Origin of the sequence: Rossellomorea oryzaecorticis (assembly GCF_038405515.1) — a bacterium.
Lineage (GTDB): Bacteria > Bacillota > Bacilli > Bacillales > Bacillaceae_B > Rossellomorea > Rossellomorea oryzaecorticis_A.
Map to the genome: position 1 here is coordinate 39,720 of NZ_JBBYAF010000010.1, position 25,295 is coordinate 65,014.

Here is a 25,295-nt window from a genome sequence, read left to right on the forward strand (position 1 = left end):
TTGTCAATACGAAAGTTATTGGTTACCATAAGATAGGTATGAAAGGAGAGATACCGTTGGGCAAAGCAGTAGACGATAAGAACTCACAGGTTGATTACCTGAAACAGCGATTGAACCTGTTTGTCGATGTGTTGGATTCCATCGACCCTGAACAGGCTGATGTTGAAGATATCGATCGTTTGATTTCAATGATCGATGACATAGAGACGAAATGCGAACAGTTTAAGAAGAGTGAAGAATAAGAGTCCTGGATTGGGCTCTTTTTTTATTTGGAATTACTTTGGGAGTTGAGTCAGGCTGGGGATACGGGTTTTGAGCCAGGGTCAAAAGTGATAGTCTGAGCCAGGCTCAAATTGCGAATGTTGAGCCTGGCTCAGATGAGGTAATTGGTGCCAGGCACGTTCCGATGAAATTGTGCCAGGAACAATTCAGGCAGTTTGTGCCTGGCACAATCCTGGCAATTTGTTCCTGGCACAACAAAAAAACCTATCGATATTTCCCGGAAAATGATGAACCATGTCACAATTTATCCTGCTCCTTTAAAAGAATACGCCGGTTTTAGCTAAATAGAATACATAACAGTGGTTCCATTAAAGGAGATATTCAGGCAAAAAGGATCAAATCAGGTGCGATTTGATCCTTTTTTATCTGATTTAGTTTTTGGATGAAACCATATTTCAAACAAGCTGTGTGTTATATATAAAATCCCCTCTGAACTTTTTACCATAAAATAGGATTTCCGACCACACACACTTATGATCAATAAACATAAATTACAATATATAGTTCTTTTGGAGGGGAAAATATGAAACCACTTGTTTTGGACATACCCACAATAGCCATTACGGGAAGTACGGGAAAAACAACTACAAGAGAATTTATTGTTTCGATTGTAGAATCCAAATGGAAAATCCTAAAGTCGATTGGGAATAAGAACCTGCCTTATAACACAAGAAATATTGCCAATAGATACGATTCTTCTTGTGAAGCAATGGTACTGGAAATGGGAATGGGAAAGCCTGACGCCGCAAAGAGACACTGCCGGTATTTACAGCCCAACATTTCTGTCATAACCAATATCGGTACTGCTCATTATGGAAGCTTAGGAAACAGCTATGAATCTACTGCAAAAAACAAATCAGGTTTAATAAAACGGATGAAGCAAGATGGACAATTATTTCTCAACGGAGATGATAGAAACTCTGAACTCCTTGATACTCACTCGTTTAAGGGGAGCATCATCAAAATTGGAATTCATACGAAAGCAGACTATCAAGCAACTGATATTCACTATACGGAGGACGGTATGGAGTTCACGGTTCTATTTAAAGGAAAAGAGAAGCCGTATTTCATTCCTACCTTTGGTATTCATAATGTCTACAACGCCTTATTTGCTATTGCCATTTGTCATGAACTTCACTTCACTGCAGCCGAAATTAGAAAGGGATTAAAAAACTTTACGATCCCTATCAAACGTTTAAATCGGTTTCCGTTAAGAAACAACTCCTTACTAATTGATGATACAGCAAATGCCAATCCGCATTCAGTCAAAGCAGGAATTGATGTTCTCAATAGTATAGGGAAAGGTAAGAAGAAAATTTTAGTTCTGGGAGATATGTTGGAACTAGGTAACTATTCAAAGGAGGGGCATATAGAAGTAGGAGAGTATGCAGTCAAAAGAAACATCAATTACATCTACACTTTTGGACAAGATTCAAAATGGGTAATAGATGCCGCCATTAAAAGTGGATTTCCACCTTTAAATGCACAGCATTTCATATCTCGTGATGAACTTCACAACCAATTAAAGCAGCTATTAACGAAAAATGATATGGTACTCGTTAAAGGATCGAGCGCCATGAAGATGGACGACACGGTAAAAATGATGAAACATCGTTATATGTTTACTATTAATCTCGATGACAGCATAAGAAAAAATCAATTGATGCTTAGTAGAGAAACCTATGATCTAATTGGGATCAAATCAAACCGGATTTCCTTCCACTTTGGAGCATATACGCGAGTTTACAAGATAAAGCTGAACGATCAACTTGCTCATGGTGAAATACGTCTGTCTCCTGAGTTAGAAAACGGCATAACGATTCCTTCCGTCCCATATGAAGTGATTATTGAGGATGCCCAGCTTTTCTTAGGTCCCATCATTGGAATCAATGTTTATCAAAGATATATGGATGATCCCCCTCAACAGCTGCTCCGTTTGTCTCAGTACGAAAAAATTGGGGGGCTGATCTTTCTGTTTAATCCCACTACTATTGACTACCAACACCAAACCATGTCGGGCTTCTACTTTGATCAAGAATCAAATTCCTTTAAATCAGGAGTCTTTCCGTATCCCTCTTCCTTTTTTAACCGAGTTCCATTAAGAGAAAGTAGATATCAATATTTTAAGCGAAAACTGGGAGATACCATATTTAATTATCCTTATGGGAATACAAACAAATTGGATTTTTGGAATATCATGTCGCGAAATTCAAATATTAAAGATGCATTGCCCCTGACAAGCAAATATAAAAACATTAACAGCGTCCTTCGTTTTCTTCAGACAAACGATTCTGCTTATATCAAGCCTTCCACTTTAGCTGGCGGGAACGGTATCCTTCACATTAAAAAGGTGGACAATCATTTTGTTGTTACCGACCGAGACGGGGGAAAAGAGAAGGCTGCCTCCCGAAAAGCTTTAAATAACTGCTTAAATGAGAAACTAGTTGAAAACAAGGAATATATCATTCAACAAGAAATCGTTTCGGTGAATCCTGCTGGAGAGAAAGTTGATTTCCGAATGTATATTCAAAAGGATGGTACTCAGAAATGGAAATATTCAGGGCTGGAAACAAAGGTTGCGAATAAAGGAAGCATCATTTCAAATTCTCAAAACCGAAATCGTGTCGTACCTGGATTAGTCGCCCTGCAAGAATTTTATGGCTTATCTCAGCTTGAGGCTGAGGAAAAAATTATGGATATTTCGAATCTATGCATCACCGTATTAAAGACTTTAGAGAAACAATCCATGCATCTTGGCGATACAGCGATTGATTTTGTGATTGATGAAAACCTGCACGTATATTTACTAGAGGTTCAAGTCAACTACGCTGCTGAAATTAAAGCCTTTAGAGAAGAAGATGAAAGATCCGTTCTTCCCAATATCCTGCCAACGCCACTGGAATATGCAAAATCATTGACTAAATTTAAATAAAATGAGGTTTGGACAAAACTATAAAACCTCGGTCTAAAGACGAACATTCTAAACAGTCTCTAACACCGCTAATGATTTCCGTGCAAGACTTCGCTTTCCGCGGGTAGCCCGTGAGCCTCCTTGGCAAGCCTGCGGGGTCTCACATGTCTAGCTGCAGGGCTTAGAGGCACAGGTCATAAGCCAAACCAGCCAAGAAGGCAAAGAGCGCCTTCTAGGCCGATTCGTCTTATGCCCCACGCCTCTGAGCAAAGCCCTTCCGCTTTTCTTATAAGCTACTTTTCCAGCAGGAGTCTTCGTCTTGCACTCCAATCAACCGCTGGAAAGAGCTAACATCTAAATCTAGATTTAAACAAAAACCCGAACTAAATTGCCAACTGGACGGCGAATTAATTCGGGTTTTACTAGGTCTAAAACACTTTTGACCCAGCCTTATTTTACTTTATCAAATGAGAAACCGGTTGGTAACCTTCCCTTTAAAGCAACAACCTTATCGTGTTATTTCCAAAAGGAATTTCCTTTTTGAAATCCCTTTCAATCCGATTCTTATAGGAGTATAATGATGGGTGAAAAAGTTGAATCGTTTGATCAATTTGATTGGTAGAGGGGAAAGGGGAAGAACGATGAATAAAGAGACATTGCAGCAAAGTATGTATGACTTGATCGTGGAAACGTCCACGAACCTGCCGAAGGATGTGCGCCGGGCGATCCGTTCTGCGAAAGAGCGTGAAAACGCGGGAACGCGGGCGGCGATGAGCCTTGATACGATTTCAAATAACGTAAAGATGGCGGATGATAATGTATCTCCGATTTGTCAGGATACAGGTCTTCCTACATTTAAAATAAAGACTCCGGTCGGTGTGAATCAGCTGGAAATCAAAGATGCGATTTATGCGGCAATGGTACAGGCGACTAAAGACGGTAAGCTTCGCCCGAATTCGGTTGACTCATTGACTGGCGCAAACTCAGGTGACAATTTGGGCCTTGGTACGCCTGTCATTAAGTTCGAGCAATGGGAGAAGGATTATGTCGATGCACGCCTGATTCTGAAGGGCGGAGGCTGTGAAAATAAGAATATTCAGTACAGTCTCCCTTGTGAGCTTGAAGGACTTGGACGTGCTGGGCGCGACCTTGACGGGATCAGAAAGTGCGTGATGCATTCTGTGTATCAGGCGCAGGGGCAGGGCTGCAGCGCAGGATTCATCGGTGTAGGCATCGGGGGAGACCGTTCTTCTGGATATGATCTTGCAAAGGCGCAGCTTTTCCGTTCGGTTGATGATGTGAATCCGAATGAAGACTTACGTAAACTCGAAGAATATGTCATGAACAATGCGAACGAACTTGGCATCGGGACGATGGGCTTCGGCGGGGAAACGACGCTTCTCGGCTGTAAGGTCGGCGTGATGAATCGTATCCCGGCAAGCTTCTTCGTTTCCGTTGCATATAACTGCTGGGCATTCAGACGCCTTGGTGTGAAGCTGAGTGAGGATGGCGGCATTGATGAGTGGTTCTATCAGGAAGGCGATAAGATCGACCTTACGGAAGGGTCTCAGGCAGAACTTGAAACCGCTGCTGCGGATTCTGGTGAAAAGCCGAACGTCGTAGTATTGGAAGCTCCGATCACGGAAGAAAAGATCCGTGAACTGAAAGTGGGAGACGTCGTTCAAATCAACGGCCGCATGTACACTGGCCGCGATGCGATCCACAAACACTTGAGTGACAATGATGCGCCTGTCGACCTTGACGGACAGATCATTTACCACTGCGGGCCGGTCATGCTAAAGGACGACGAAGGCAACTGGCACGTGAAAGCAGCCGGACCGACAACATCGATTCGTGAGGAGCCTTACCAAGGGGACATCATGAAGCGTTTCGGCATTCGCGCGGTCATCGGAAAAGGCGGTATGGGTCCGAAGACACTCGCTGCTCTTAAGGAGCATGGCGGTGTCTATCTGAACGCAATCGGCGGAGCCGCTCAATACTACGCTGACTGTATCAAGGGTGTAGACGGTGTCGACCTGATGCAATTCGGTATCCCTGAAGCTATGTGGCACTTGAATGTAGAAGGGTTCACTGCGGTTGTGACGATGGATTCTCATGGGAATTCCCTTCACGAAGAAGTGGATAAATCATCATTGGAAAAATTGGCGCAGTTCAAGGAGCCGGTTTTTAAATAAGGAATTGAGGCTTTCTGGCTTCAGTATACGTCTCGTGTTATTAAACACGGGACGTTTTTTTATACGATTATATTGGGGATTTTTTGATATTTCGTGTTCTGCTTATGGTAAAATAAGGGTATTGTTTTGCAAGAAACAAAAAGGATGGGGGAAGCTGAATGAGTTCAAATCACGGTACACATACATATACACCGCCGAAACATATCGTCTCGGCTGCAACGATTGTCATCAATGAGCAGGGGGAGCTGCTGTTGATCAAAGGTCCGAGAAGGGGATGGGAAATGCCTGGCGGACAGGTGGAAGAAGGAGAATCGATGAAGGAGGCAGCCATCAGGGAGACCATCGAGGAATCCGGAATTGTGGTTGAGGTCACGAAGTTCTGCGGCATTTTTCAAAATGTGGGTAAGTCAATTTGCAACACGTTATTTTTGGCGAAGCCCGTCGGAGGGACGCCGACCACTTCTTCAGAGAGCCTGGAGGTCAGTTTTTTTCCAATCGATCAGGCGCTGGAAATGGTAAGTCATTCGAATTTCAAGGAGAGAATCAAGTACTGTCTGGATGAAGAGACTCATCCGTTTTATGTAGAGTTTTAAGTTATTCTCACATAGGTTTATAAAAAAGGGGGCGATGTTCATGTGGTGGTTCTGGATCATGATCGCTGGCATTCTGCTCTTTGCCTATCTGATTGATGTCAGGAGGAAAAGAAGAAAGGATGCCAACCATCTCCCGGGGATCAATCCTGGTGAGAAGCCGGGGGAGGACCAGAATTATTCGATGGGCAGTCATCGTGATTCTGGCGGGAGCACTGGTCAGTAAAGCGAACGAAAGAAAACGCAGCGGGTTTTTCATCCTTTGCGTCTTTTTCAGTGTGGTTCAGGAATAAATCATCCAGCAATCATCTAAATTAAGACCAAAGAGACTTTCCATAAAACGCCATATCCATTATACTACGGAGGAGTGGAGGGATTGTATGAATCAGTTAAAAACAATCATCATGATCATGGTCGCAGCCGTACTTCTGCTAGCTGCATGCGCTGAACCTGACAACAAAGTGAAGATCAAGACGATCGACAATGTAGAGATAGAAAAAATAAAAGAAATGACAGGCACCTATGTCGGGGACAATAGTAAGGTAAATAGTATCGTACAAAGTCTTGCCGGCGGTGAAACGGTGAAAGGCATTGATTTGTCCGGTGAAGAGATCAAGGTTACATATGGATATGAAGAGGGTTCCGAGATTTCTGAAGAACAAATGAACGAGTACTGGTTCAATGGGAAGAATATCGATAAAAAGAACTTCTATTATAATGCCATTTACCTGACGCTTTTAGTGCCGAATGCAAAAGGATTTGAGTTTACGATTGACGAATCCACGGTTCAAGTCACGAGAGAGCAGATCGAGAAAGAACTGAAAGAAGAATTTAAGGATTATCCTGATGTGAACGATGAAGAAGCGGTAAAACAGTTCATTGAAAAAAATAAATCGAAATTGAAGGAATTGGCTTCTGAGGAGTATCAGGCTTTTCAATAGAAGATAGCAGCACTTTGAATCCTCATTAAGAAATAGAGAAAAATCGACAAATCGAGCATAAATCTCTGAATTCGAGCAATTATGTAAGTATTTCGAGCGAAAAATCTGCCGCGAGCATGAAGGACTAACAATTTGGATACTTTTAGTAAGCATGAAACCTCAAACTTCTCAAAAACTAAAGGAAAAGCAAGAGAAGGAAGGTTATTATGATCAAAGTATTGAAAATCCTAGTGATTGCAGCGCTTTTCTTATTGATCTTGCCCGCCCAGGCTGAAGCCGTTTCGAATAATCCGATTGGCTGGGGCTTCAAGAAAAGCCGGGATGAAGTACCTGCTGAAGCCGGGTCTTCGCATGACGCCCTGCTTGAGAAATACGGTGCTTTCTATAAGGGTTCCCCTGATAAAAAAGACATTTACCTCACATTTGATAACGGCTACGAAAATGGCTACACAGAAAAAGTGCTTGATGTGCTGAAAAAAGAAAAAGTTCCGGCCACATTCTTCGTCACAGGCCATTATCTGCTCAGTGCGGATGACCTTGTGAAACGAATGGTGAAAGAAGGGCATATCGTCGGGAATCACTCCTGGCATCATCCTGACTTCACCGCGACGACCGACCAGCGTGTCCGGGAAGAACTTGAAAAGGTCAAAGTGAAAACAGCCGAGCTGACAGGACAGAAAGAAATGAAATACCTTCGTCCGCCGCGTGGCGTCTTCAGCGAACGCACGCTGCAAATCGCCCAGCAGGAAGGCTACCGCCACGTCTTCTGGTCACTCGCATTCGTCGACTGGAAAACAAATGAACAGCGCGGATGGCAATACTCCTACGACAACATCATGGCCCAGATCCATCCGGGAGCCATCATCCTGCTGCACACGGTGTCCAAAGACAACGCTGATGCATTGGAAAAAGCAATACAAGATCTGAAAAAACGCGGCTACACATTCAAAAGCCTGGATGAACATCCTGCAATGAAATAGGAGGGACGGGCCTTTAGTTTGCTAAAGGCCCGTCCCTCTGTACGTTAGTAATTCAGTACCAAAGTATAATGGCTTCGGGATCATTACCGCAATCTATAAGTCTGTACACATTGTCAGCCATTTCACCATTAGTGTATTCGATATTTTTGCAGGTAAAGTTTTGCACTTTTCCGTCTCCAAACTTATCTCTTCGTGTATCCATTACCGATTTGAATACTTTACCGTCGAAACGGATGTCGTGCAGGATCGGATCCCCTTCTTCTGTATAGAAGACAATCCGGATATTGTCTTTCTTACCATTCTGCACATTTTCATAAAAGTCCCCGAATCGTTCAAGATTCTCAACATTCCCATGAGTATCCACGATATCCGTTTCATTTGGTTCATAGTCCTCGACCGGTTTCCCCACTTCCATCCCAGCCTGGTCCCCCGGCTCGTCACAACCCCCAGCCAGCAACACAAGCAGCAATATGGCAGCGATCAACTTTTTCACACCCATCAGCCCCTTTTACCTGATTCTACCATAATAGACGTACCGTAACGTTGAAGTGTTACACCCGCCATATGCTATAATACACATACGAGTTTTGACGCGGAGGGATGAGGATAATGGTTACGAGGAATGTTAGGATTGAAGGGCCGTATGATTTCGACCGGGTGCTGGACAGGCTGTCGCTGGATCCTTTGAATGCAGTAGACAAGGAAGACCGCAGCGTGAAGGTCCCATATTATCTCGCGCATGGCGAAGGAGAGGTCATCAAAGTACAGGCCACCGGCACGACGGACGATCCAGAGTTTGCGATTACGTTTGAAAACGAAGATAATCTTGAACAGAAGCACAACCGGATCGCAGAGATTTTTCAGTGGCATATCGGTCTTCACGACGTGCACGAGCACTTTCTGCAAACCGAGCTGAAGCCAATTTTCGAGGAGCATATCGGTACGCCGATCATCCTTGAATTCGATCCGTTTGCCACGATTGTGAAAAGCATTATCCATCAGCAGCTCAACCTGAAGTTCGCATTCACGCTGACGCATCGGTTCGTTACGACTTATGGCTGGCAAAAGGACGGCGTCTGGTTTTACCCGTCGCCTGAAAAAACATCCGGGCTCACAGTGGAAGAATTGCGAGAGCTTCAATTTTCACAACGAAAAGCGGAGTACGTCATCGGCCTCGGGCAGAAGGTTGCGAGCGGTGAGTTGAACCTGGACGCACTTCTTCACGAAACGGATGAAGTCATCATTAAAGAGCTGACAAAAATCCGCGGCATCGGACCATGGACGGCTCAAAGCTACTTGCTGTTCGGCCTCGGCCGCCCGAATCTGTTTCCAACAGCAGATATCGGCATTCAGAACGCCATCAAACTTTTATTTAAAATGGACCGGAAGCCCACCCAAGAAGAGCTTGAACAATTCAGCTCGCCGTGGAACCCTTATTTAAGCTATGCATCCCTGTATTTATGGAGAAGTATCGAATAGAACGGACGTGAATCAATGAAAAAGCAATATACGAAAAATAGGCAAGGCAACAATAATGAAGTGAAAATCGAGCTGAAACAGCAGTTTCCGCTTACGATAAAAAAGATCGGCATCAACGGTGAAGGCATCGGATTCTTTAAACGGAAAATCGTCTTCGTACCGGGTGCCCTGCCTGGTGAGGAAGTCGTCGTCGAAGTCACCAAGGTGCATCCGAAATTCACCGAAGCCCGTATCAAGAAAATCCGAAAGAAATCACCGCAGCGGACAAAGGCACCCTGCCTCGTCTACGAAGAATGCGGCGGCTGCCAGCTTCAGCATCTTACCTATGAAGGTCAGCTTGAAGCGAAGCGCGATATCGTCATTCAGTCCCTGGAACGTCATACAAAACTGAACCTGGACGAACTGGATGTTCGTGAGACGATCGGCATGGACAATCCATGGCACTACCGAAACAAGAGCCAGTTCCAAGTGGAGTCCCATAAAGGAAAAGCATTCGCCGGCCTCTACAGCATGAACTCCAACAAGCTGATCAACATTGACGAATGCATCGTCCAGCACTCGGCAACGAACAAAGTCACCACCGAAATCAAGCGAATCATCAACGACTTTAACATCCCTGTCTTTGATGATAAAAAGAAGAAGCCGATCCTTAGAACGATCGTGACGCGCGTCGGTTTCGAAACAGGACAGGTACAGGTCGTACTGGTTACTTCGGAGAAAAAGATCCCACGCAAGGAGCTGTTGATTTCAGAGATTGAAAAACGTCTGCCTGAAGTCGTTTCGATTGCACAGAACATCAACCCGAAGAAAACAGGCATCATTTTTGGAGATGAAACGGTTCATCTTTCCGGAAAAGAAAGCATTGAAGAGCGATTGGATGAGTTCACGTATGAACTATCCGCACGTGCCTTCTTCCAGCTAAACCCGACCCAGACCTCGAAGCTTTATAACGAAGCGAAAAAAGCAGCGGGGCTGTCGGGAGAAGAAAAGGTTGTCGATGCTTACTGTGGAGTGGGAACAATCGGATTGTGGCTTGCTGACGGAGCAAAAGAAATCCGCGGTATGGATGTGATTAAAGAAGGTATCGATGACGCCAAAAAGAACGCTGAACGATTCGGAGTCAATCACGCAGAATACTTCGTCGGCAGTGCCGAAGAGCTCATGCCGAAATGGAAAAAAGAAGGCTGGAGACCGGACGTGGTCGTCGTCGATCCCCCGCGTACGGGCTGCGATCAGAAGTTCCTTGATACAATCAAAGAAGTGAAGCCGAAGAAGTTTGTGTATGTGAGCTGCAACCCTTCGACACTGGCAAAGGATATTGAGTATTTGAAGAAGCAGTACACTGTTGAATATTTGCAGCCGGTGGATATGTTTCCGCAGACGGCGCATGTGGAGTGTGTGTCGCAGTTAATTTTGAGAGAAGATTAATTGTTCATTAAAGGTGAACGATAAGTTATGAGAGGCTTGCCATTCTTGTCAATATCAATTCGTTCGACAAGATAGTGAAGCATCTCTTCTGTTACTTCATTGTGAGAAGCGAACTTATTTAAGGTCTTCCTTAATAAGAGAGCATCTTCGGCAATATCCTTAAATTGGAGTGAAGCGCCTAGCTCACTCCTTTTTATGTTCAATTGATTAGCTTTTTCTACCAAATCATCTGCCGCTGACCTATATTCTCCATGAGTGATTAGATTATCAGCAAACATGTCAAGGAATCGTTTCTTTTTTGATTCGATTTCTTTAACCTCGACATCGATTTGCTTTATCTTATCTCTTATTTCATTGTTTTTTTGAACAGCCTCTTTTTTTTGGTTTTCTAGTAACTTATTTTTGTCCACTTTGCGATTGGCTATTTTTACATCTTGGAGGACCCGTTCCTTTAGGAGTTCTTCTTTTATCGCTCGATGAGTACAAGCTGACTTCCCATGTCGGGAATATCTCCCACAAATATACCCTTGTCTATTTTGCTTAAACCACATTCCAGTCCCACAATCAGCGCAAAAAAGCAAATTTGTAAACAAGTGTACCTTGCCTTTAGTTCTGTTCTTTTTCCGTGATTTCATAAAAGCTTGTACTGCTTCAAACTCCTCACGTGAGATGATGGGAAGGTGAGTGTTTTTCTTGATGTACTGCTTTTCTGTAGGAACACTGTCTCTTTTAGTAGATGTTACACTTCTGGTTGTTTCTCTTCCTTGAACCAAATCGCCGACATAATGGGGGTTGCTAAGAACAAACTTAATAGCTGAACCGTGCCAGAACCTCCCAGCGTTTTTTTTACCAGCCACAGCTGCTGGAGTAGGAAATCCCTTATTGGAAAGATGTCGCGCTATTGAGTCAACACCTTTTCCGGATAAATACATCTTGAAGATTAACCTAACAACATCTGGCGTTCCATCTTCAGCTATATAGAGTTTTTTATCCTTCAGCTTATATCCATATGGAGCATTGGAACCATTAAAGTCACCCTTTTTTGCTTTGGTACTTAATGCAGCCTTGATTCGCTCTGAGGTACGTTGGGACTCTTGTTCATACATCCAGGCATATAAACCAAACATATGGCTGTTTCCTTCTAAAGAGTTAATGGCATTGTCAAATGTAATGATGTGAATATGGTTATTTTCAGCGACATCTTTAATTTCATATGACAGTTTGCCGTTTCTGGCTAGACGGGATAACTCCTTTGAAAGGATAATATCGAACTTTCTACCCTTGGCGTCCTCAATTAATTGACGTAGGTTTTCACGCTTTTTGTCATTGGTTCCTGACTCAACATCAACATAAAAGCGGTATAAGTCCCATCCTCTATCTGCTATTATGTTGAAAAAGAAACGTTGTTGGTTTTCCAGAGAAGTCTTTTGCTCTTCCTTATCCGTGGAAACACGGATGTATACTGCACATTTTATAGCATCTCAACTCCTTGGTTATTTTGGTTGAGATGTAGTAGTGTTTACCTTGAATTAATTTTGACGTATTAAGAAGTATTTAACCGTATTAGAGCAATTACCTAGTCATGAAGTTAGGTAAAGTGAATAGGTTTTATAAACGATGTGAATTTCTAGGGGGGCTTACTGTGTATAATAAATGGTACACAAAAGAACAAATAAGCTTACAACAGTTACAATGTTCAATATGTAAAGGTTGGGACAAATATACTTATGAAGTTCAATCTTCCCTTGGAGAAAGAAATATAACAATATGCTTTCAGTGTTATCATAGTCAAAATAAAAAGTCATTATCTAAGAGTGATTAATTTAAATAATATGGAAAAACCTCAAAAGATTGGTAAAATGAAAGTATCATCTCTTGGGGGGGAATTTTGTGAGAAAATTATATGAACGACAATTAGGTTCCACGTGGAGAAAATGGGACTTGCATATTCATTCCACTTTTTCAAAAGAGTCTTCGGCTAAGCTGTCAGTCGAGGAAATTTTTCTTTCGGCTATCGAAAAAGGCATTTCTGTAATATCAATCACAGACCATTCTAACGTGGAATCTCTGGATTCTGCTTGGGAAATTTATGAGTCAACTTTCGAGAAAGATGGAGAAATTTATCATTATAAAGACTATATAAATTTTATTCCTGGAGTAGAATTAAAAACTGACAAGGGTAACAAGCCAATTCATCTTATCGCTTTATTTCCGCAACATTTAAATTTTAGAGGGTACACTGAGAAAGTTGATACTTCTTTTTTAAAAACCGAGTTTCTAAGTAAACTTAATTGCACTGATAGCAACATACGTGCTGCTGGTGAAGGTGATTATAATAGAGGGTTATTATCTATAAATGTAAATTTTGAGAATGCAAGTAAACTTGCGAGAGAATTGGGAGGTATCACTGTTGTTCATAATGGTTCTAAGTCAAATGGGTTTGATAACGGACTTGAACATTGTGGGATAGACCCTACAGAAGAACAGTTATTAGCTACATTTAACTATTTGAAAACTAACCTTATGACAGAATATATAGATATTTGTGAGCTGCCTTCTTTAAGTAAATCTAATCTAAAGGACAAAGAATTCTATCTTAATCAATTTAACAAGCCGTGTATTCATTGTTCAGATTCCCATTCAGAGTTTTCAGGAGAAAAATTCACATGGATAAAAGCTGACCCTACTTTTGAAGGACTTAAACAAATAATATTTGAACCACGGAATAGAATACATCTAGGAGAAGCACCACCTATAGAACCGTTATATAAAATTGATAGTGTTAAGTTTTCTTTTCCAAGAGGAACTAAACTTGGGAGGGAAGATTTTTGCTTAGCAGGGGAAAATGAAATGATTTTCAATCCTAATTTGACCTGCATTATCGGTGGAAGAGGTAGTGGAAAAAGTACAGTACTTAACTTAATACACGAAAAACTACAGCCTTCTGAAAATAGATTCTTTAATAATCATGCCCTTGAATTAGAGAAAGGCAAAGTTATTTCTGATTATATTACGATAGATAATGACGATGATAAGAAACATGTAGAATTCTTAAGTCAAAATGAAATAGAGGAATTCGCTCTGAATCAAAATAAATTTACTAAAGCAATTTTCTCTAGGCTGAAAAAGCTTGACGATTCAAGTGAATTGAAGAATAGAGACTTAGAGCTTTTTAAATATATTAGTGAAATTAATGAAGTGATTTCGAATACTGAAAACCTAAAAAAACTTAGGGAAAAGAAAGAAAACTTAATTAAAGAAATTACGACAAATGAGAGATTGGTTTCATCCCTTAAAGATGAAGAGTACATAAATATAACTACTCAAATTAAGATAATGGATAGTGAATCACAACAAATCGATACTTCCAAAAGAAGGCTAGATAATATTCTTTTAGATTTAGAAAAAATACTAAAGAAAAATAATTTAAAGTTAGAACCAAAGAATATTTATGATGAAAACTATCTTAAGTTGATTAATCTAATTTCTGATGAAATTGAACTAAACAGAAATTATGAAGTATTCAAAGATATCGTGATGCGAAATGAAGATTTAAGACAAGAGTTAAAATTGAAAAAATACAAACTTGAGGAATTTCTTGTTACGAGAGGATTAATTGGTGAAAATATTAAGGATGTTTCAGAGGCAAACCAGAAGATTAATATAGCAAATAATGAACTCCAAGAACTAGAAGTAGAGTTAACTCAATTAGAAGAGGAGGTTCAATCCTTTCAATATAGCTCCAGAACAAAAACCAGCTATGAAGACAAGATATCTACTATGCTTGAAATGCTAAATAAAGATTTAGAAGAATTAAATGAACATGTAAAAACAATCGAGTTAGAATACAATTTTAATAAGGAAGAAGCAAATGATGTATTACTAGAAAAAGTAAAAGAGAAATTTCCGAAAAACGATATATTTAAGCCTTTAAGAAACAATGACATAAAGAGGTATATTAATTGTATTGACCCGGTGCAAGTTGATGAAAAAGAGACTTTTTTAGATGCACTTGCTTCAATTGGTACACAAACCAAAACCTTTAAAGCTTTACATGAATTTTTTGCAATTGATATTAACTTTGAAATATACAAATTATTGATTAATGAAACATATTCTGATGTAGAACAATTTAAATCTATCAATGTTTTTTATGATGGCAAGCCCTTAGAAAATACTTCTTTTGGACAGAGGTGCACTGCTGCAATTGTTGTTCTGTTATTACTTGGTAACAACCCTATTATTATTGATGAGCCGGAAGCACATCTTGATAGTGGGTTAATTGCTGACTATCTTGTTGGATTAATAAAGTCTAGCAAGCTTAAAAGACAAATAATTTTTGCTACTCATAATGCAAACTTTGTTATTAATGGTGATGCTGAATTAATTCATTTTCTTGATATTAATAATGGAAAAACAAACTTTAGCTCTTTTACTATTGAAGATACTAGAAATAGAGAAAAGTTATTAAGGCTTGAGGGTGGAAAAGTAGCATTTGAACAAAGAGAAAGAAGATATCAATTTAAGTAATTGAATAATATATATTAAAGCAGCATACTTTTTTTGAAGTATGCTGCTTTTTAATTATTTGTTTTCCAATATAGGTCTTAATTCATTAAAACTCGTGCAATTGTTTTCTATCACTAGTTCCCAAACAACCCTAGAATTATTTATTCCTATTTTGGGCATGTGCCTAGTCCACAGCTCCATTTGCTCTTTCTGAGTCAGACCAATTCTTTCTTTTAGCAATCGCTTTAACTCATTATAATTTAGTTCAGTGTTTATTTTGTCTCCCTTGCGTTGTTCAAGAAGCTCTTTTAGTATTAAGTCCTGTTCCTCTGCTTTTCTTTTCCGCTCCTCTTCTTCTTGTTCCAACCTTAGTTTTCTCATTTCCTCTTGATATCGTAGCTGCTCAGCAAAAGATTCCTTTTTTTGTTTGATTTTTTCTTGAAAAGCTTTTCTTTGTTCTGATTCAATTTCAGGATTGCTAAGCTTAAATCCGTCTTCAACAGCTAGGGCTTCAGCGAAGGGCAATTCATACCCTTCATTTACTAAGAAAGCCCGCAATGGTTTTAATACACGGTCTTTTAGAAAGCGTTGGACCTTTATAACTACTTTTTCGTCGTTATTATATATATAGTAAAGGCTTCTAACATCAACTCTTTCAATAAAAGATGATGGGTAGTTAAAGTAATCAAAAAACTTCTCATCAGCAACTTCATTTGAAATAAGTTTGTCCCAGATATTGTCTTCCCTTGTTTTTAAGGCAATAGAGAGTTCCGCATCCCATAATATGATACTGCTTTTATCTTTTTCGATAGCTTGTTCTTTTTTCTCTATGAACCAAATAGGCTCTACACCTTTATCAAGAAAATATTCATGCCTCTTTTTTATTTGTTGAGCTAATTTACTGTCATCTGAGGGACTAACATTTGTAATAATTGATACTGCCAGTTCTTTCTTCGGTATTTTTACATAAATATCAGGGTACTCTTTCCAATCGGTTTTTGCCTTATATCCTACATTAACGAACATTTCTTTATTAACTTTTGATTTTATTTCTAATTCATCGAGGATGATATCAATCAAGACTTTATGAAGCTTTGATTCTCTTTCAATTTGCTTCGTGTATTTTTTTTCCGCTTTGTCGACCATCCTTGATTCTTCACAGGCTTCTGAGTGTTGATGGGAGAAGTAAAGACCTCTTTCCTCTCCGTGTTTTACAATTAACCTCGCTTGACAGTAAGGACACTGATATATTTCTTTTTTTGCTAGCTTTTTGAAATTATTTACTTCATCATCTGTCGCAGAATAAGGCAACTTAACAAGTTCGTTATCAATTACATGCAAAGCTTCACGCATTTTCTCACCCCAGGATAGTCTTTTATTCTATTATTATATATTGTTGTAAATATGTAAATATTTTCTAAAGTAGTAACGTAAAGAAATACGTTGATAGAATCCTAGTTATGGAATGAGAGCAGAAGCTCTTTTTTTTGTTCAAAAACTAGAATAACTGTAAAAATCCCTTTGGAACCTGTTTGTGAAGAGAGGTTTATTTTACAACGTTTATTCTGACTTCTAGTAGGTTTTTCAAAAAAGCCAACCATTATAGCAAATAAAAAAAACGAAATGTGCAATTTTCAAGAGAAGTTTATTTGAAGAGATAATAGTTCGATTTACCATCCATTTTGACATTGAATTGTGTATTATGACTTTACCAAGTTGGTTAACACAAATGACATGTCAATAAATCACATCCTAAGGAGCTAACACAAAATGAAAAACAATAACACGCAACCATTAAATAGAATTCGTAACAGCAACGGTAGAAAGATAGAGCGCTTGCAAAAGAAATATGGGGGTTCAACACTATGAAAAATAATTCTCCCTTTTATCACAAATGGTCCAAGCAAATAGAGAACGCATGTATGGAACAAGGCATTTCTCCAACAGTTGTAAAGAAGTTTTGGGAGATACAAACTAAGTGGGAAGGTAGATGGCAAGATGAAAATGTTTCATGAAAAAATAACTGACAAGATTCCAGGGAGAGTAACGTTTGTCCGAGTTGCCAAAAGACCGGATAGTAAAAAAGAAAAGATTTTTTACCAAGCTGAATTTAACCTGGATTTCAATGAGAAGAACTAGGTTAGTATAGAAACGCTACTTTCAGTCTAACATGAGTTAACAAAAGGCTGGAGGTGTGCCATGAAATACAGAGTAAGCAAAGTAGTGATTGTCGAAGAGCAAAATGAACTAGGTTGTATCTTTCTGGAAAGGCTGATTGAAAGAATGCTTATTGAAGAGTTAGGGATTTCTACTTCATTGCAACCTGTTATTATCAAAAATATGGAAGAGAAAGAGTGAGAGAAATGGGACAAGCGCATAAGTCTGGGAGCTTGAGGAAGAGCCATAGCAGCAAGCTACATATTTTTTTGAGAAGAGTAAGTACAGACAATCAAAATCTCGAAATGCAGTTGGCAGCGGATAAGCAGTATCGAGACATTTTGGATGACGATGATTATCTAGAATTTAATGAGTTGGGCGTATCTGCTAATAAGGTCAAATTAAGAGATAGACCTAGTATGGTAAACATCATTAATTTAATTCGGAACGGTGAGGTTAATACGCTTTATGTATACGATAGAAGCCGTTTATCAAGAAACTTCTACGAATATATGGAGTTGATTGATTTGTTCATTGCCTGTGACGTTAAGGTTGTTTTCACTACATCAAATCCAGGTTATTCCCCCTTTAGTGCAAATTATTTGGTGGAAGGCATTAACGGAATTCTAGTGGAGGAAGAAGGCATCGGGATTGCTACACGGATTTCAGATGTCAATCGAACTTTTCCAGCAAAAAAGTTCGGTTTTGAAGTGCTTAAGAAAAACACAGATAAGTTCTATACTCCTAAAGAAGAGGTAGCGGTTGAATTACATAATCTGTTTAACACAGCTATGGAGATAAAGGATATGGAATCGTTTGTGATGATGTTAAACGTATATTCCAAACTGCTTAGTAAACAACCAACTGAGATTGTCAAAATGATTCTTGACCCTTTTTATGCTGGAGCAAAGAGAAATGGTGAAGCTTATATAACCTTGAGTCATGTAAAACCATTTTTGTCTTTAAGTGAACATAAAAGTCTACAAGATACTGTAAAACCTTTCGTAGATAAATTACAACATAATTTACATCAGCATCAAGGTGAAAATGTATTGATGCCGATTTGTGGAAAATGCAAAGCCTTTATGAAATACAAGAAAAGTAAAGTTGGGAACACGGGTACCTATACTTGTTCAAATAAACATAAGAAAGTAAGTATCGAAACAGGTATTTACAATGAAGTATTAGTAGAAAATGGCTTTGTGGTGCTTAAGTGTCTAAATCATGAGAAATTAAAGCAGAAGGTAACTAAAGTTGTCAATGATTTGCTGAACGAGACATACCTAAAACTGGACAATGTGCTCAGTAAAATAGAGCATGTAGAGGTAGAAATTGCTACTATTTCTACTGAACAATTGAGCTTTAAAAATCGCGTTGAAACACTGCTGTATAGACTGAAAGAAAACAAAATGGAACGAAGAGAGCTTAAGGAAAGACTTTTACTTTTGGAGAGTCATAAATCCAAGGTTTCTTACCTGGCAAAGAAGCTTAATGTAGCGCAACAATTATCAACTGAAAAAATACTCCAACTGGCACCACTACTTGTTAAGGAATGTACAGTCTATGAGGATACGATTAGTTTTGAGTTTTTCTACAATGAGTTTTTTGATAAAGAGCAATTAGAAAGGATGAAGTAATATGGGGAATTCAGTAAATAATCCGCTGCCTATAAAACAGCCACTAGCTGTTGCATCACTAAGGCGCTCATCTCACAATCAGGAAGGAAATCAGTCATTCGAGATTCAAAAGCTAGCAATTACGGAATTTGCAAAGAGAAAAGGTTATTATCTCCCTGAAGAGTTCATTTTTTATGATGATGCTGTTAGTGCCTACAGGACCCCAGCAAGTAAGCGACAGGGACTGAATCATATGAAAAAAGTAGTATTAGAACAAGATGTTCAAGCGATTATCTTTTATGACTTTTCTCGAATTGATAGAAAGATTTATTCTTTTGTTTCAGAGTTTTATTTTGATGTGATTGCAAAAAAACCAGATGTTCGGTTCTTTGCAACTACAAAAGAAGAAGCATGGACTCCAAAGGATTTAGATGTAAAGCTCCAATTGATATTTGCAAATGCAGAATCCAATAGAAAGTCGATGCAAGCAGTTGATGCACAATTTTCAGCACTTAAAAGTGAAGAACGACGACCGGGTGCCACAGTTCCTTTCGGATATTCACAAGAAAAAACGGAAGTTAAGAACCAAGGAAGTAGAAAGATTTATCCGAACGAAGATTCTGGGGTTGTATTATTTATCTTTCACTTAGCATCATGGGGTTACTCTCTTCAAAAAATTTCAGATACTTTAAACAGTGCCAATATACCTTCACCTACTAAAAAGAAGTGGAGAACGAGTACCATAGAGAATATCTTGAAAAACCCAGTGTACTCTGGAACGTTAAGCTGGAACTTCAAGCGTGAACCCCAGCATCGTGAAAAAACGCACATAATTGAAGGCTTTCATCCTGCAATTGTTCCAAAAACTATGTATCAGATGATTGAGAACAATAGAATGCTAAAACAAACTTTCAATAAGTTAGAAACACCATTTCTATTTGGCGGAATCTTGACATGTAACCATTGCAAAAATACACTGTATCACCGAAACGCGTCCACTAAAAAAGGTGGAAGAAAATATTCTTACCTTAAATATGGCTGCCGAACTTGCGGATACGAATTAGATTATGAAGAAACTCATGGAACCTTATTCAAAAGAATAAAAGAGCAGTTAGGTCTTTCGATTAAGATAAATGAAGAGACCATTAAGGCTCAGATTAATGGATTCGTTCAACGTATTGAAGAAAATTTAAAAGAACTTCACAAAAAGTTCGAGCATGTTAGTCAAAACGAAAGTAAGCTTTTACAAGAGCATGAAGAACACAAGCTACAGAATGTTTTCCTGAACGTGAAAGAAAGAATTTCAAAAGAAATTACTGAAATGAATGAGGAAGTCAACATGTTAAGGGGAGTCCAATCTCCAGATGAGCTAAAAGTCTTCCTTAATAATTTTCAATCTTTTGAATTGTCAAATCTCTCCTTAACGGAACAAAGGTTGGTATTGTTGTATCTTATCAAAGAAGTGACCGTGCACCACCAAGAACCCGACCTATGTACGTTTCAAATCCAATTTAAAACGAATCCAGTAGCTTTTCTTACTAATCAGACTGGATAGAAAATCGGAAAATCTTCTACGGAAGTGGATGTATTATCGAACTACTCAGCGGGAGAAACAATCCAACATAACTGTGCTTAACGCTAAACCCTATATATAAAAGGCTTTTTACTTAGTCCAGTTCGGTAATATATCCAGAATACCATGGTAATACGGATAATAAATCGAACTACATATCATCATTTTGGACAGAATATCGAAATTACATACACATAAATATAAACTTTTTAGGGAGAGACACATCATGAATATTACAAGGAAATTCAACAATAGTGGGGCAAGCTTTGAACAAATGTTTAATGATTTAATGAATGCAAAAGTAGATGAGTTCATCACCACAAAATACCTTAAGAAAAAAGATAGCAGAGAAAAAGGGGAGTTACATCATGTATAAAGTAGGGGCGTACGCGAGGGTATCGACACAGAGAGAAGAACAAAGAACATCAATTGAAAACCAAAAGTTAATGTTTGAGAGTTACGTCGATAATAATGGTTGGTCTTTGAGTGAATTATACATAGATAAAGCGACCGGGACCAAAGGAAAGAGAAAAGAACTTTTAAGATTAATTGAAGATATTAAAGAGAAAAAAATTGACGTTGTTCTGGTGAAGGACCTCTCGAGACTTGCAAGAAATGGTCAACTTTCATATTCAATAGCAAACCTAATGCAAGAGAAAGGCGTCCACATAATTTCTTTAGATGGAATGGTTAATTCATTAGAAGGTAATGTTCAAAATTTTGGACTTTTGGCATGGATGTATCAGCAAGAATCTGAAAATTTGAGTAGGAAGATAAAAAGTACAAAAGAAATAGGGGCTATTAATGGAAAGTATCAAGGTTCTACTCCGCCATTTGGATATGAAATTGTTAAAGGGAAACTTTCCATTAGGAACGATGAGACTCCAGCAATTGTCAAAAGAATTTTCTCTGAGTACATCAACGGTATTGGTGTTGATACTATAGCGAAGAATCTGACCCTTGAAGAGGTGCCAACTCCAGCTCAAGTAATAGGTAAGAAAAATGCTGGGGTTGAATGGAGAGGGAACACAATAAAGACAATCCTTTTGAATCCTCATTATACTGGGCATCTCGTACAATCTCGTACTTCTTCTATTAGTGTAGTAAGTACAAAACGGAAGATAATTAGTAAGGAAGACCAGGTTGTGGTTGAGAATACACATAAGGCAATAATTTCAAAAGATGTCTTTGAAACTGCTGAACAACAAATGAAGTTAAGAAGGAAGAATAAGACAGCTCCGAAACTACACCTTTTCACAAATGTAGCCTTTTGTAAAGATTGTGGCAAGGGGATGTGGTATCGCTCATCTGGAGTGAGATATATTTGTGGTAGTTACGGTAGGTACGGTAAGAGTAAGTGCTCATCACATGCAATAAAAGAGGTAAATTTAAAGCAAGCTATTACTTGCGACATTGATAATTTTCTATCTAATCTAGATATGAACCTACTATCAAAGCAATTCGAAAAAAAGATTAAAAATGCACTTTCACACAGCACAAAAGAAAAGAAGAATATTGAAGATAAAATTACTGTTATCAAAAATAGAAAAGTAAAATTTGCTAAAATGCTTGCTGATGACCAATTAGATTTTGATACTTATAAAAGTGGGACAAATGAAGCTAACAATGAACTAGAAAAATTGAATAAGCAGAAGCAAATGTTAGATTATAGTTCAAATCAGAATAAGGTAGATTTAAAGAAACTACATACTGATTTTAAAAAGTTCCTTTATTCAGAAGAGGTTCTACCTGAACTAGTTCACCGTTTCATTTTACGAATTGAAATTGATTCTGATGGAGCTCCGAATATTTTTTATAATTTTTCAAAACCAAAGAAGGCTTTAGTATTTTAAAAGAGATACGCTTAGTGTAATTACTAAGCGTATCTCTTTTTAAACATTATTGTTTGACTAAAATCCAATACAATCTCTTCTATAATAATGTAATATTAAGGAAGGGAAATCCTTTTACAAAAATAGATAAAAAAAGTTTATTAAGGCTTTAGTAGTTAGTTTAAAATAGGGGGTCCAAAATGACTATAGTGTCAGTATATCGTAAAGATAAAACGGCAGTGTTTGCATCAGATTTTCGAAGTACCACTAAAGGAAACCAAACTGATGTTTCACTAAAATTCACAGACATTGGTAATGATATTGGTTTATTCTTTTCAGGTGATGCATCGTTCTGGAACGAAAATATACAATCAATAAAAGAAATAACAAAAGAGGTTTCTTTTTTAAACGTTTGGGATAGGGAAGGTCCCCTTTATGAAGTTATAAACAATGCGTACTGGAGTCAGAAGCCTAGAATTAGAACAAGGGCTATTGGATTTATGATTAATAACCAAACCCAAGATAACAAAATGTCTACTATTGATATACATCCAGGTTTAGGAGTTAGATTTGTCCCTTTAGAAAATAACCGTTCTTTGGTCATTGGTTCTGGAGCGTTCCTAACTAATATAGAAGAACGAATCAATAAACGTATTTTGCGAGATAGAGAGGAATTTGGCGATGATTTATACTCATTGTCAGATTCAATGCGTAAGGAAATTCTAGAATCTTTATTAAATCATGGTTCTAGTTCTTTTAGGAAATTAGGAATTTCACCATACATGGCACTACATACTTTAGCAGGTTCTCATTTTATGATAAGAGGAGAACATATCCAAGGAGAGGTATATAGTGATAAGCAGAACTTTAAATATGATTACTCGTTTTTAAGGGATGAAAACTCCAATCAAATAAAACTTATTGACCATATTAATGATAAACAATTACTAGTTGATGATGTTACAAATATAGATAATTCTCTTTCTGGTGATTTATTTGACCCTCAACAAATTACATCAATCTTTGACCCAGAAGTAGAATTTCAAAATAATGACTTTGTCTACTTATTTCATCAATGGGTAACAATTCATGACGAAGCTAGATTTTCCAACGTCGAGAGAGAAACAATAAGTGTATTTAGAAGTCTGAAAAGAATAAGTTTTAAGCAAGTACTTAACTATGACTTTAGATTATCTCATAGTAGTGAACCTATTTCTGATATTAAAGATTTCCCATTAAAATATCTTCAAAACTATCCAGATTGTAGAGACCAATATTTTGTATTAACAGAGATAAAAGATAAGCAATTTTTAAAAGAGCTCAATCAAGACCAATTATTTGACCACAATTGGCTATCTTCTTACATAGAAGATTACTATAGAATTTTTTTTGTGAAATAAATCTTGAAGGAGGTATAAGCATGATTAAAGTGTATGTTGATAACATAACTAATGAATTTTTATCGTCTGTAAACAAAAATATCAAAGAATTTCTTGAATTCTATATTACAACCCAAGAAGACAACGAGGATGAATTTCGTTATGAAGGGATATTTCCTGAATTTTTATTTAGGACAAATAAATCAAAGTGTAAACACGTAGTAAAAGAGCTTTATGAATTTTCAAAGGATAGGTACATACATACTTTATCTCCTCTGCATGAGTACGCTCTATTTCATATAATTAAGTATTGTGAAGATATCTATAGTGATTATGAACAAGATAAAGGGGAAGGGGATGACTCTTTATTTAAAATAATAGAAGAAACTTACGAAGACGAAGAAGAATATCCGAATGAAAATGGAGGATATACACTTTTTAATTTTCATACATTCGATTTTTATTACCAAAACCTTTTTCAAGATTTTGATTTTCTCGATGTAGATTTTTATTATAACAAATTCAAATTATCTCCTATCTTTTTTAATAATAATATTAATTTAAACTTAGATGATTACATTGAACTCATGCCATTTGACATTAGAGATGAATACCTAAGGCTAAAAGCAGTAAGTGAAACCATAGATGTTAGTGAACAAAATAAACAAAAAACTGAAGAATATACAGAATCCCTAGTAAAAAGATTGAAAGGTATTATTCCTGGTAAAAATGATGCAAAAAAATATGAAATATTAATGGAAGAGATACTACGATATGTTTTTTCAGCTTACCTTACAGAACCACGTGTCCAAGTGAAAACTTTCGATAATAGAGAAATAATTGATATGACTTTCTATAATTCTGCAACCAAAGGTTTTTGGCATGATGTAAAAATTAAACATCATAGTAATGTAATAGTCATTGAAGTAAAGAATAAAGAACTTCTAGGGAACGAAGATATTTTTCAAATATCAGCTCGACTAAATGATGATATTGGTAGATTTGGTATTATGGTAGCAAGAAATATAACAGAACTAGATAAAGAAAGAATTTATAGAAGGCTATACAAAAGTAATAATGTAATATTATTACTTTCTGACGAGGACATTATACAAATGTTAAGAACAGATGAAGATGCAACGCAATATATAAAAAATATGTATAGAGTGTTTTTGGAAGAAGCATAGCTGGATTTTTATTGGTCTTTTTTATTTGCGAAAAATGCACTCAACATTGAAAAGTATGGAAATTTTTTTTGATAGCACCACGATGATGTTCAAAATAATAAAGGAGGATAGATGAGTGCAGTTTTCAAATGAAATAGCAGAGGGTTTGATTGTTCTCTTTGGTGTTTAAGAAGTAGGATTATTATTGCGATGTATATTTTGAAGCATGAAATGACTTACTCGCAAAGGAAAGGATT

The 25,295-nt window shown here is 37.9% G+C and carries 20 protein-coding genes; 17 read left to right on the forward strand and 3 right to left on the reverse strand.

Features of this window, described 5'->3' with window-relative positions:
* The first annotated feature begins 56 nt into the window (after positions 1-56).
* The 7 genes from AAEO50_RS07045 to pdaA all read left to right on the forward strand — a co-directional run bounded on the left by AAEO50_RS07045 (position 57) and on the right by pdaA (position 7,899).
* Positions 57-242, forward strand: coding sequence for an SE1561 family protein (locus AAEO50_RS07045; protein WP_341981917.1), 186 nt, complete (start codon positions 57-59; stop codon positions 240-242).
* A gap of 563 nt (positions 243-805) precedes the next feature.
* On the forward strand, positions 806-3,214 hold the full coding sequence (locus AAEO50_RS07050) for a YheC/YheD family protein (protein ID WP_341981919.1): 2,409 nt from the start codon (positions 806-808) through the stop codon (positions 3,212-3,214).
* A gap of 620 nt (positions 3,215-3,834) precedes the next feature.
* A complete protein-coding gene (locus AAEO50_RS07055; RefSeq protein WP_341982007.1) occupies positions 3,835-5,388 on the forward strand; it encodes a fumarate hydratase in 1,554 nt (517 codons plus the stop codon).
* Positions 5,389-5,546: 158 nt separating this feature from the next.
* Positions 5,547-5,981, forward strand: coding sequence for an NUDIX hydrolase (locus AAEO50_RS07060; RefSeq protein WP_341981921.1), 435 nt, complete (start codon positions 5,547-5,549; stop codon positions 5,979-5,981).
* 40 nt (positions 5,982-6,021) lie between these two features.
* On the forward strand, positions 6,022-6,204 hold the full coding sequence (locus AAEO50_RS07065) for a hypothetical protein (RefSeq protein WP_341981923.1): 183 nt from the start codon (positions 6,022-6,024) through the stop codon (positions 6,202-6,204).
* A 154-nt stretch (positions 6,205-6,358) separates the two neighbouring features.
* Entirely contained in the window at positions 6,359-6,919 is a 561-nt protein-coding gene (locus tag AAEO50_RS07070; RefSeq protein WP_341981925.1) for a DUF4825 domain-containing protein, read from the forward strand.
* Between the two features lie 206 nt (positions 6,920-7,125).
* Entirely contained in the window at positions 7,126-7,899 is a 774-nt protein-coding gene (pdaA, locus tag AAEO50_RS07075) for a delta-lactam-biosynthetic de-N-acetylase (RefSeq protein ID WP_341981927.1), read from the forward strand.
* Between the two features lie 52 nt (positions 7,900-7,951).
* Here the strand turns inward: pdaA and AAEO50_RS07080 are convergent, their stop codons facing one another.
* A complete protein-coding gene (locus AAEO50_RS07080) occupies positions 7,952-8,392 on the reverse strand; it encodes a DUF4362 domain-containing protein (RefSeq protein ID WP_341981929.1) in 441 nt (146 codons plus the stop codon).
* A 116-nt stretch (positions 8,393-8,508) separates the two neighbouring features.
* Between AAEO50_RS07080 and AAEO50_RS07085 the strand changes: the two genes are divergently transcribed.
* Together AAEO50_RS07085 and rlmD are read left to right on the forward strand one after the other, a co-directional pair.
* Positions 8,509-9,378 carry a DNA-3-methyladenine glycosylase gene (locus AAEO50_RS07085; RefSeq protein WP_341981931.1) on the forward strand — a complete coding sequence of 290 codons (870 nt, stop codon included), beginning with the start codon at positions 8,509-8,511 and terminating at the stop codon, positions 9,376-9,378.
* 15 nt (positions 9,379-9,393) lie between these two features.
* Entirely contained in the window at positions 9,394-10,806 is a 1,413-nt protein-coding gene (rlmD, locus tag AAEO50_RS07090; protein ID WP_341981933.1) for a 23S rRNA (uracil(1939)-C(5))-methyltransferase RlmD, read from the forward strand.
* Here the strand turns inward: rlmD and AAEO50_RS07095 are convergent.
* Positions 10,803-12,281 (reverse strand): recombinase family protein, encoded by a 1,479-nt coding sequence (locus AAEO50_RS07095; protein ID WP_341982009.1) that lies wholly within the window; start codon positions 12,279-12,281, stop codon positions 10,803-10,805. The genes rlmD and AAEO50_RS07095 overlap by 4 nt on opposite strands.
* A 415-nt stretch (positions 12,282-12,696) precedes the next feature.
* Between AAEO50_RS07095 and AAEO50_RS07100 the strand changes: the two genes are divergently transcribed.
* The gene (locus AAEO50_RS07100; protein ID WP_341981935.1) at positions 12,697-15,336 is read left to right on the forward strand and encodes a TrlF family AAA-like ATPase; all 2,640 of its coding nucleotides are present in this window, start codon (positions 12,697-12,699) and stop codon (positions 15,334-15,336) included.
* A gap of 54 nt (positions 15,337-15,390) precedes the next feature.
* Here AAEO50_RS07100 and AAEO50_RS07105 read toward each other — a convergent pair whose 3' ends face one another.
* Positions 15,391-16,668 carry a competence protein CoiA family protein gene (locus AAEO50_RS07105; protein ID WP_341981937.1) on the reverse strand — a complete coding sequence of 426 codons (1,278 nt, stop codon included), beginning with the start codon at positions 16,666-16,668 and terminating at the stop codon, positions 15,391-15,393.
* 846 nt (positions 16,669-17,514) lie between these two features.
* Here AAEO50_RS07105 and AAEO50_RS07110 point away from each other — a divergent pair.
* The 7 genes from AAEO50_RS07110 to AAEO50_RS07140 all read left to right on the forward strand — a co-directional run bounded on the left by AAEO50_RS07110 (position 17,515) and on the right by AAEO50_RS07140 (position 25,059).
* Entirely contained in the window at positions 17,515-17,673 is a 159-nt protein-coding gene (locus AAEO50_RS07110; RefSeq protein ID WP_341981939.1) for a hypothetical protein, read from the forward strand.
* 5 nt (positions 17,674-17,678) lie between these two features.
* Positions 17,679-19,109, forward strand: a complete 1,431-nt coding sequence (locus AAEO50_RS07115) for a recombinase family protein (protein ID WP_341982011.1) — start codon at positions 17,679-17,681, stop codon at positions 19,107-19,109.
* 1 nt (position 19,110) lies between these two features.
* Positions 19,111-20,643, forward strand: a complete 1,533-nt coding sequence (locus AAEO50_RS07120) for a recombinase family protein (protein ID WP_341981941.1) — start codon at positions 19,111-19,113, stop codon at positions 20,641-20,643.
* A gap of 244 nt (positions 20,644-20,887) precedes the next feature.
* Positions 20,888-21,037: a hypothetical protein gene (locus AAEO50_RS07125; RefSeq protein WP_341981943.1), complete on the forward strand. Its 150-nt coding sequence runs from the start codon at positions 20,888-20,890 to the stop codon at positions 21,035-21,037.
* The gene (locus AAEO50_RS07130; RefSeq protein WP_341981945.1) at positions 21,030-22,514 is read left to right on the forward strand and encodes a recombinase family protein; all 1,485 of its coding nucleotides are present in this window, start codon (positions 21,030-21,032) and stop codon (positions 22,512-22,514) included. The genes AAEO50_RS07125 and AAEO50_RS07130 overlap by 8 nt, the downstream gene beginning before the upstream one ends.
* A gap of 179 nt (positions 22,515-22,693) precedes the next feature.
* Complete coding sequence (locus AAEO50_RS07135) at positions 22,694-23,893, forward strand: hypothetical protein (RefSeq protein ID WP_341981947.1); 1,200 nt, start codon at positions 22,694-22,696, stop codon at positions 23,891-23,893.
* 20 nt (positions 23,894-23,913) lie between these two features.
* Positions 23,914-25,059, forward strand: coding sequence for a hypothetical protein (locus AAEO50_RS07140; protein ID WP_341981949.1), 1,146 nt, complete (start codon positions 23,914-23,916; stop codon positions 25,057-25,059).
* Positions 25,060-25,295 lie beyond the last annotated feature (236 nt).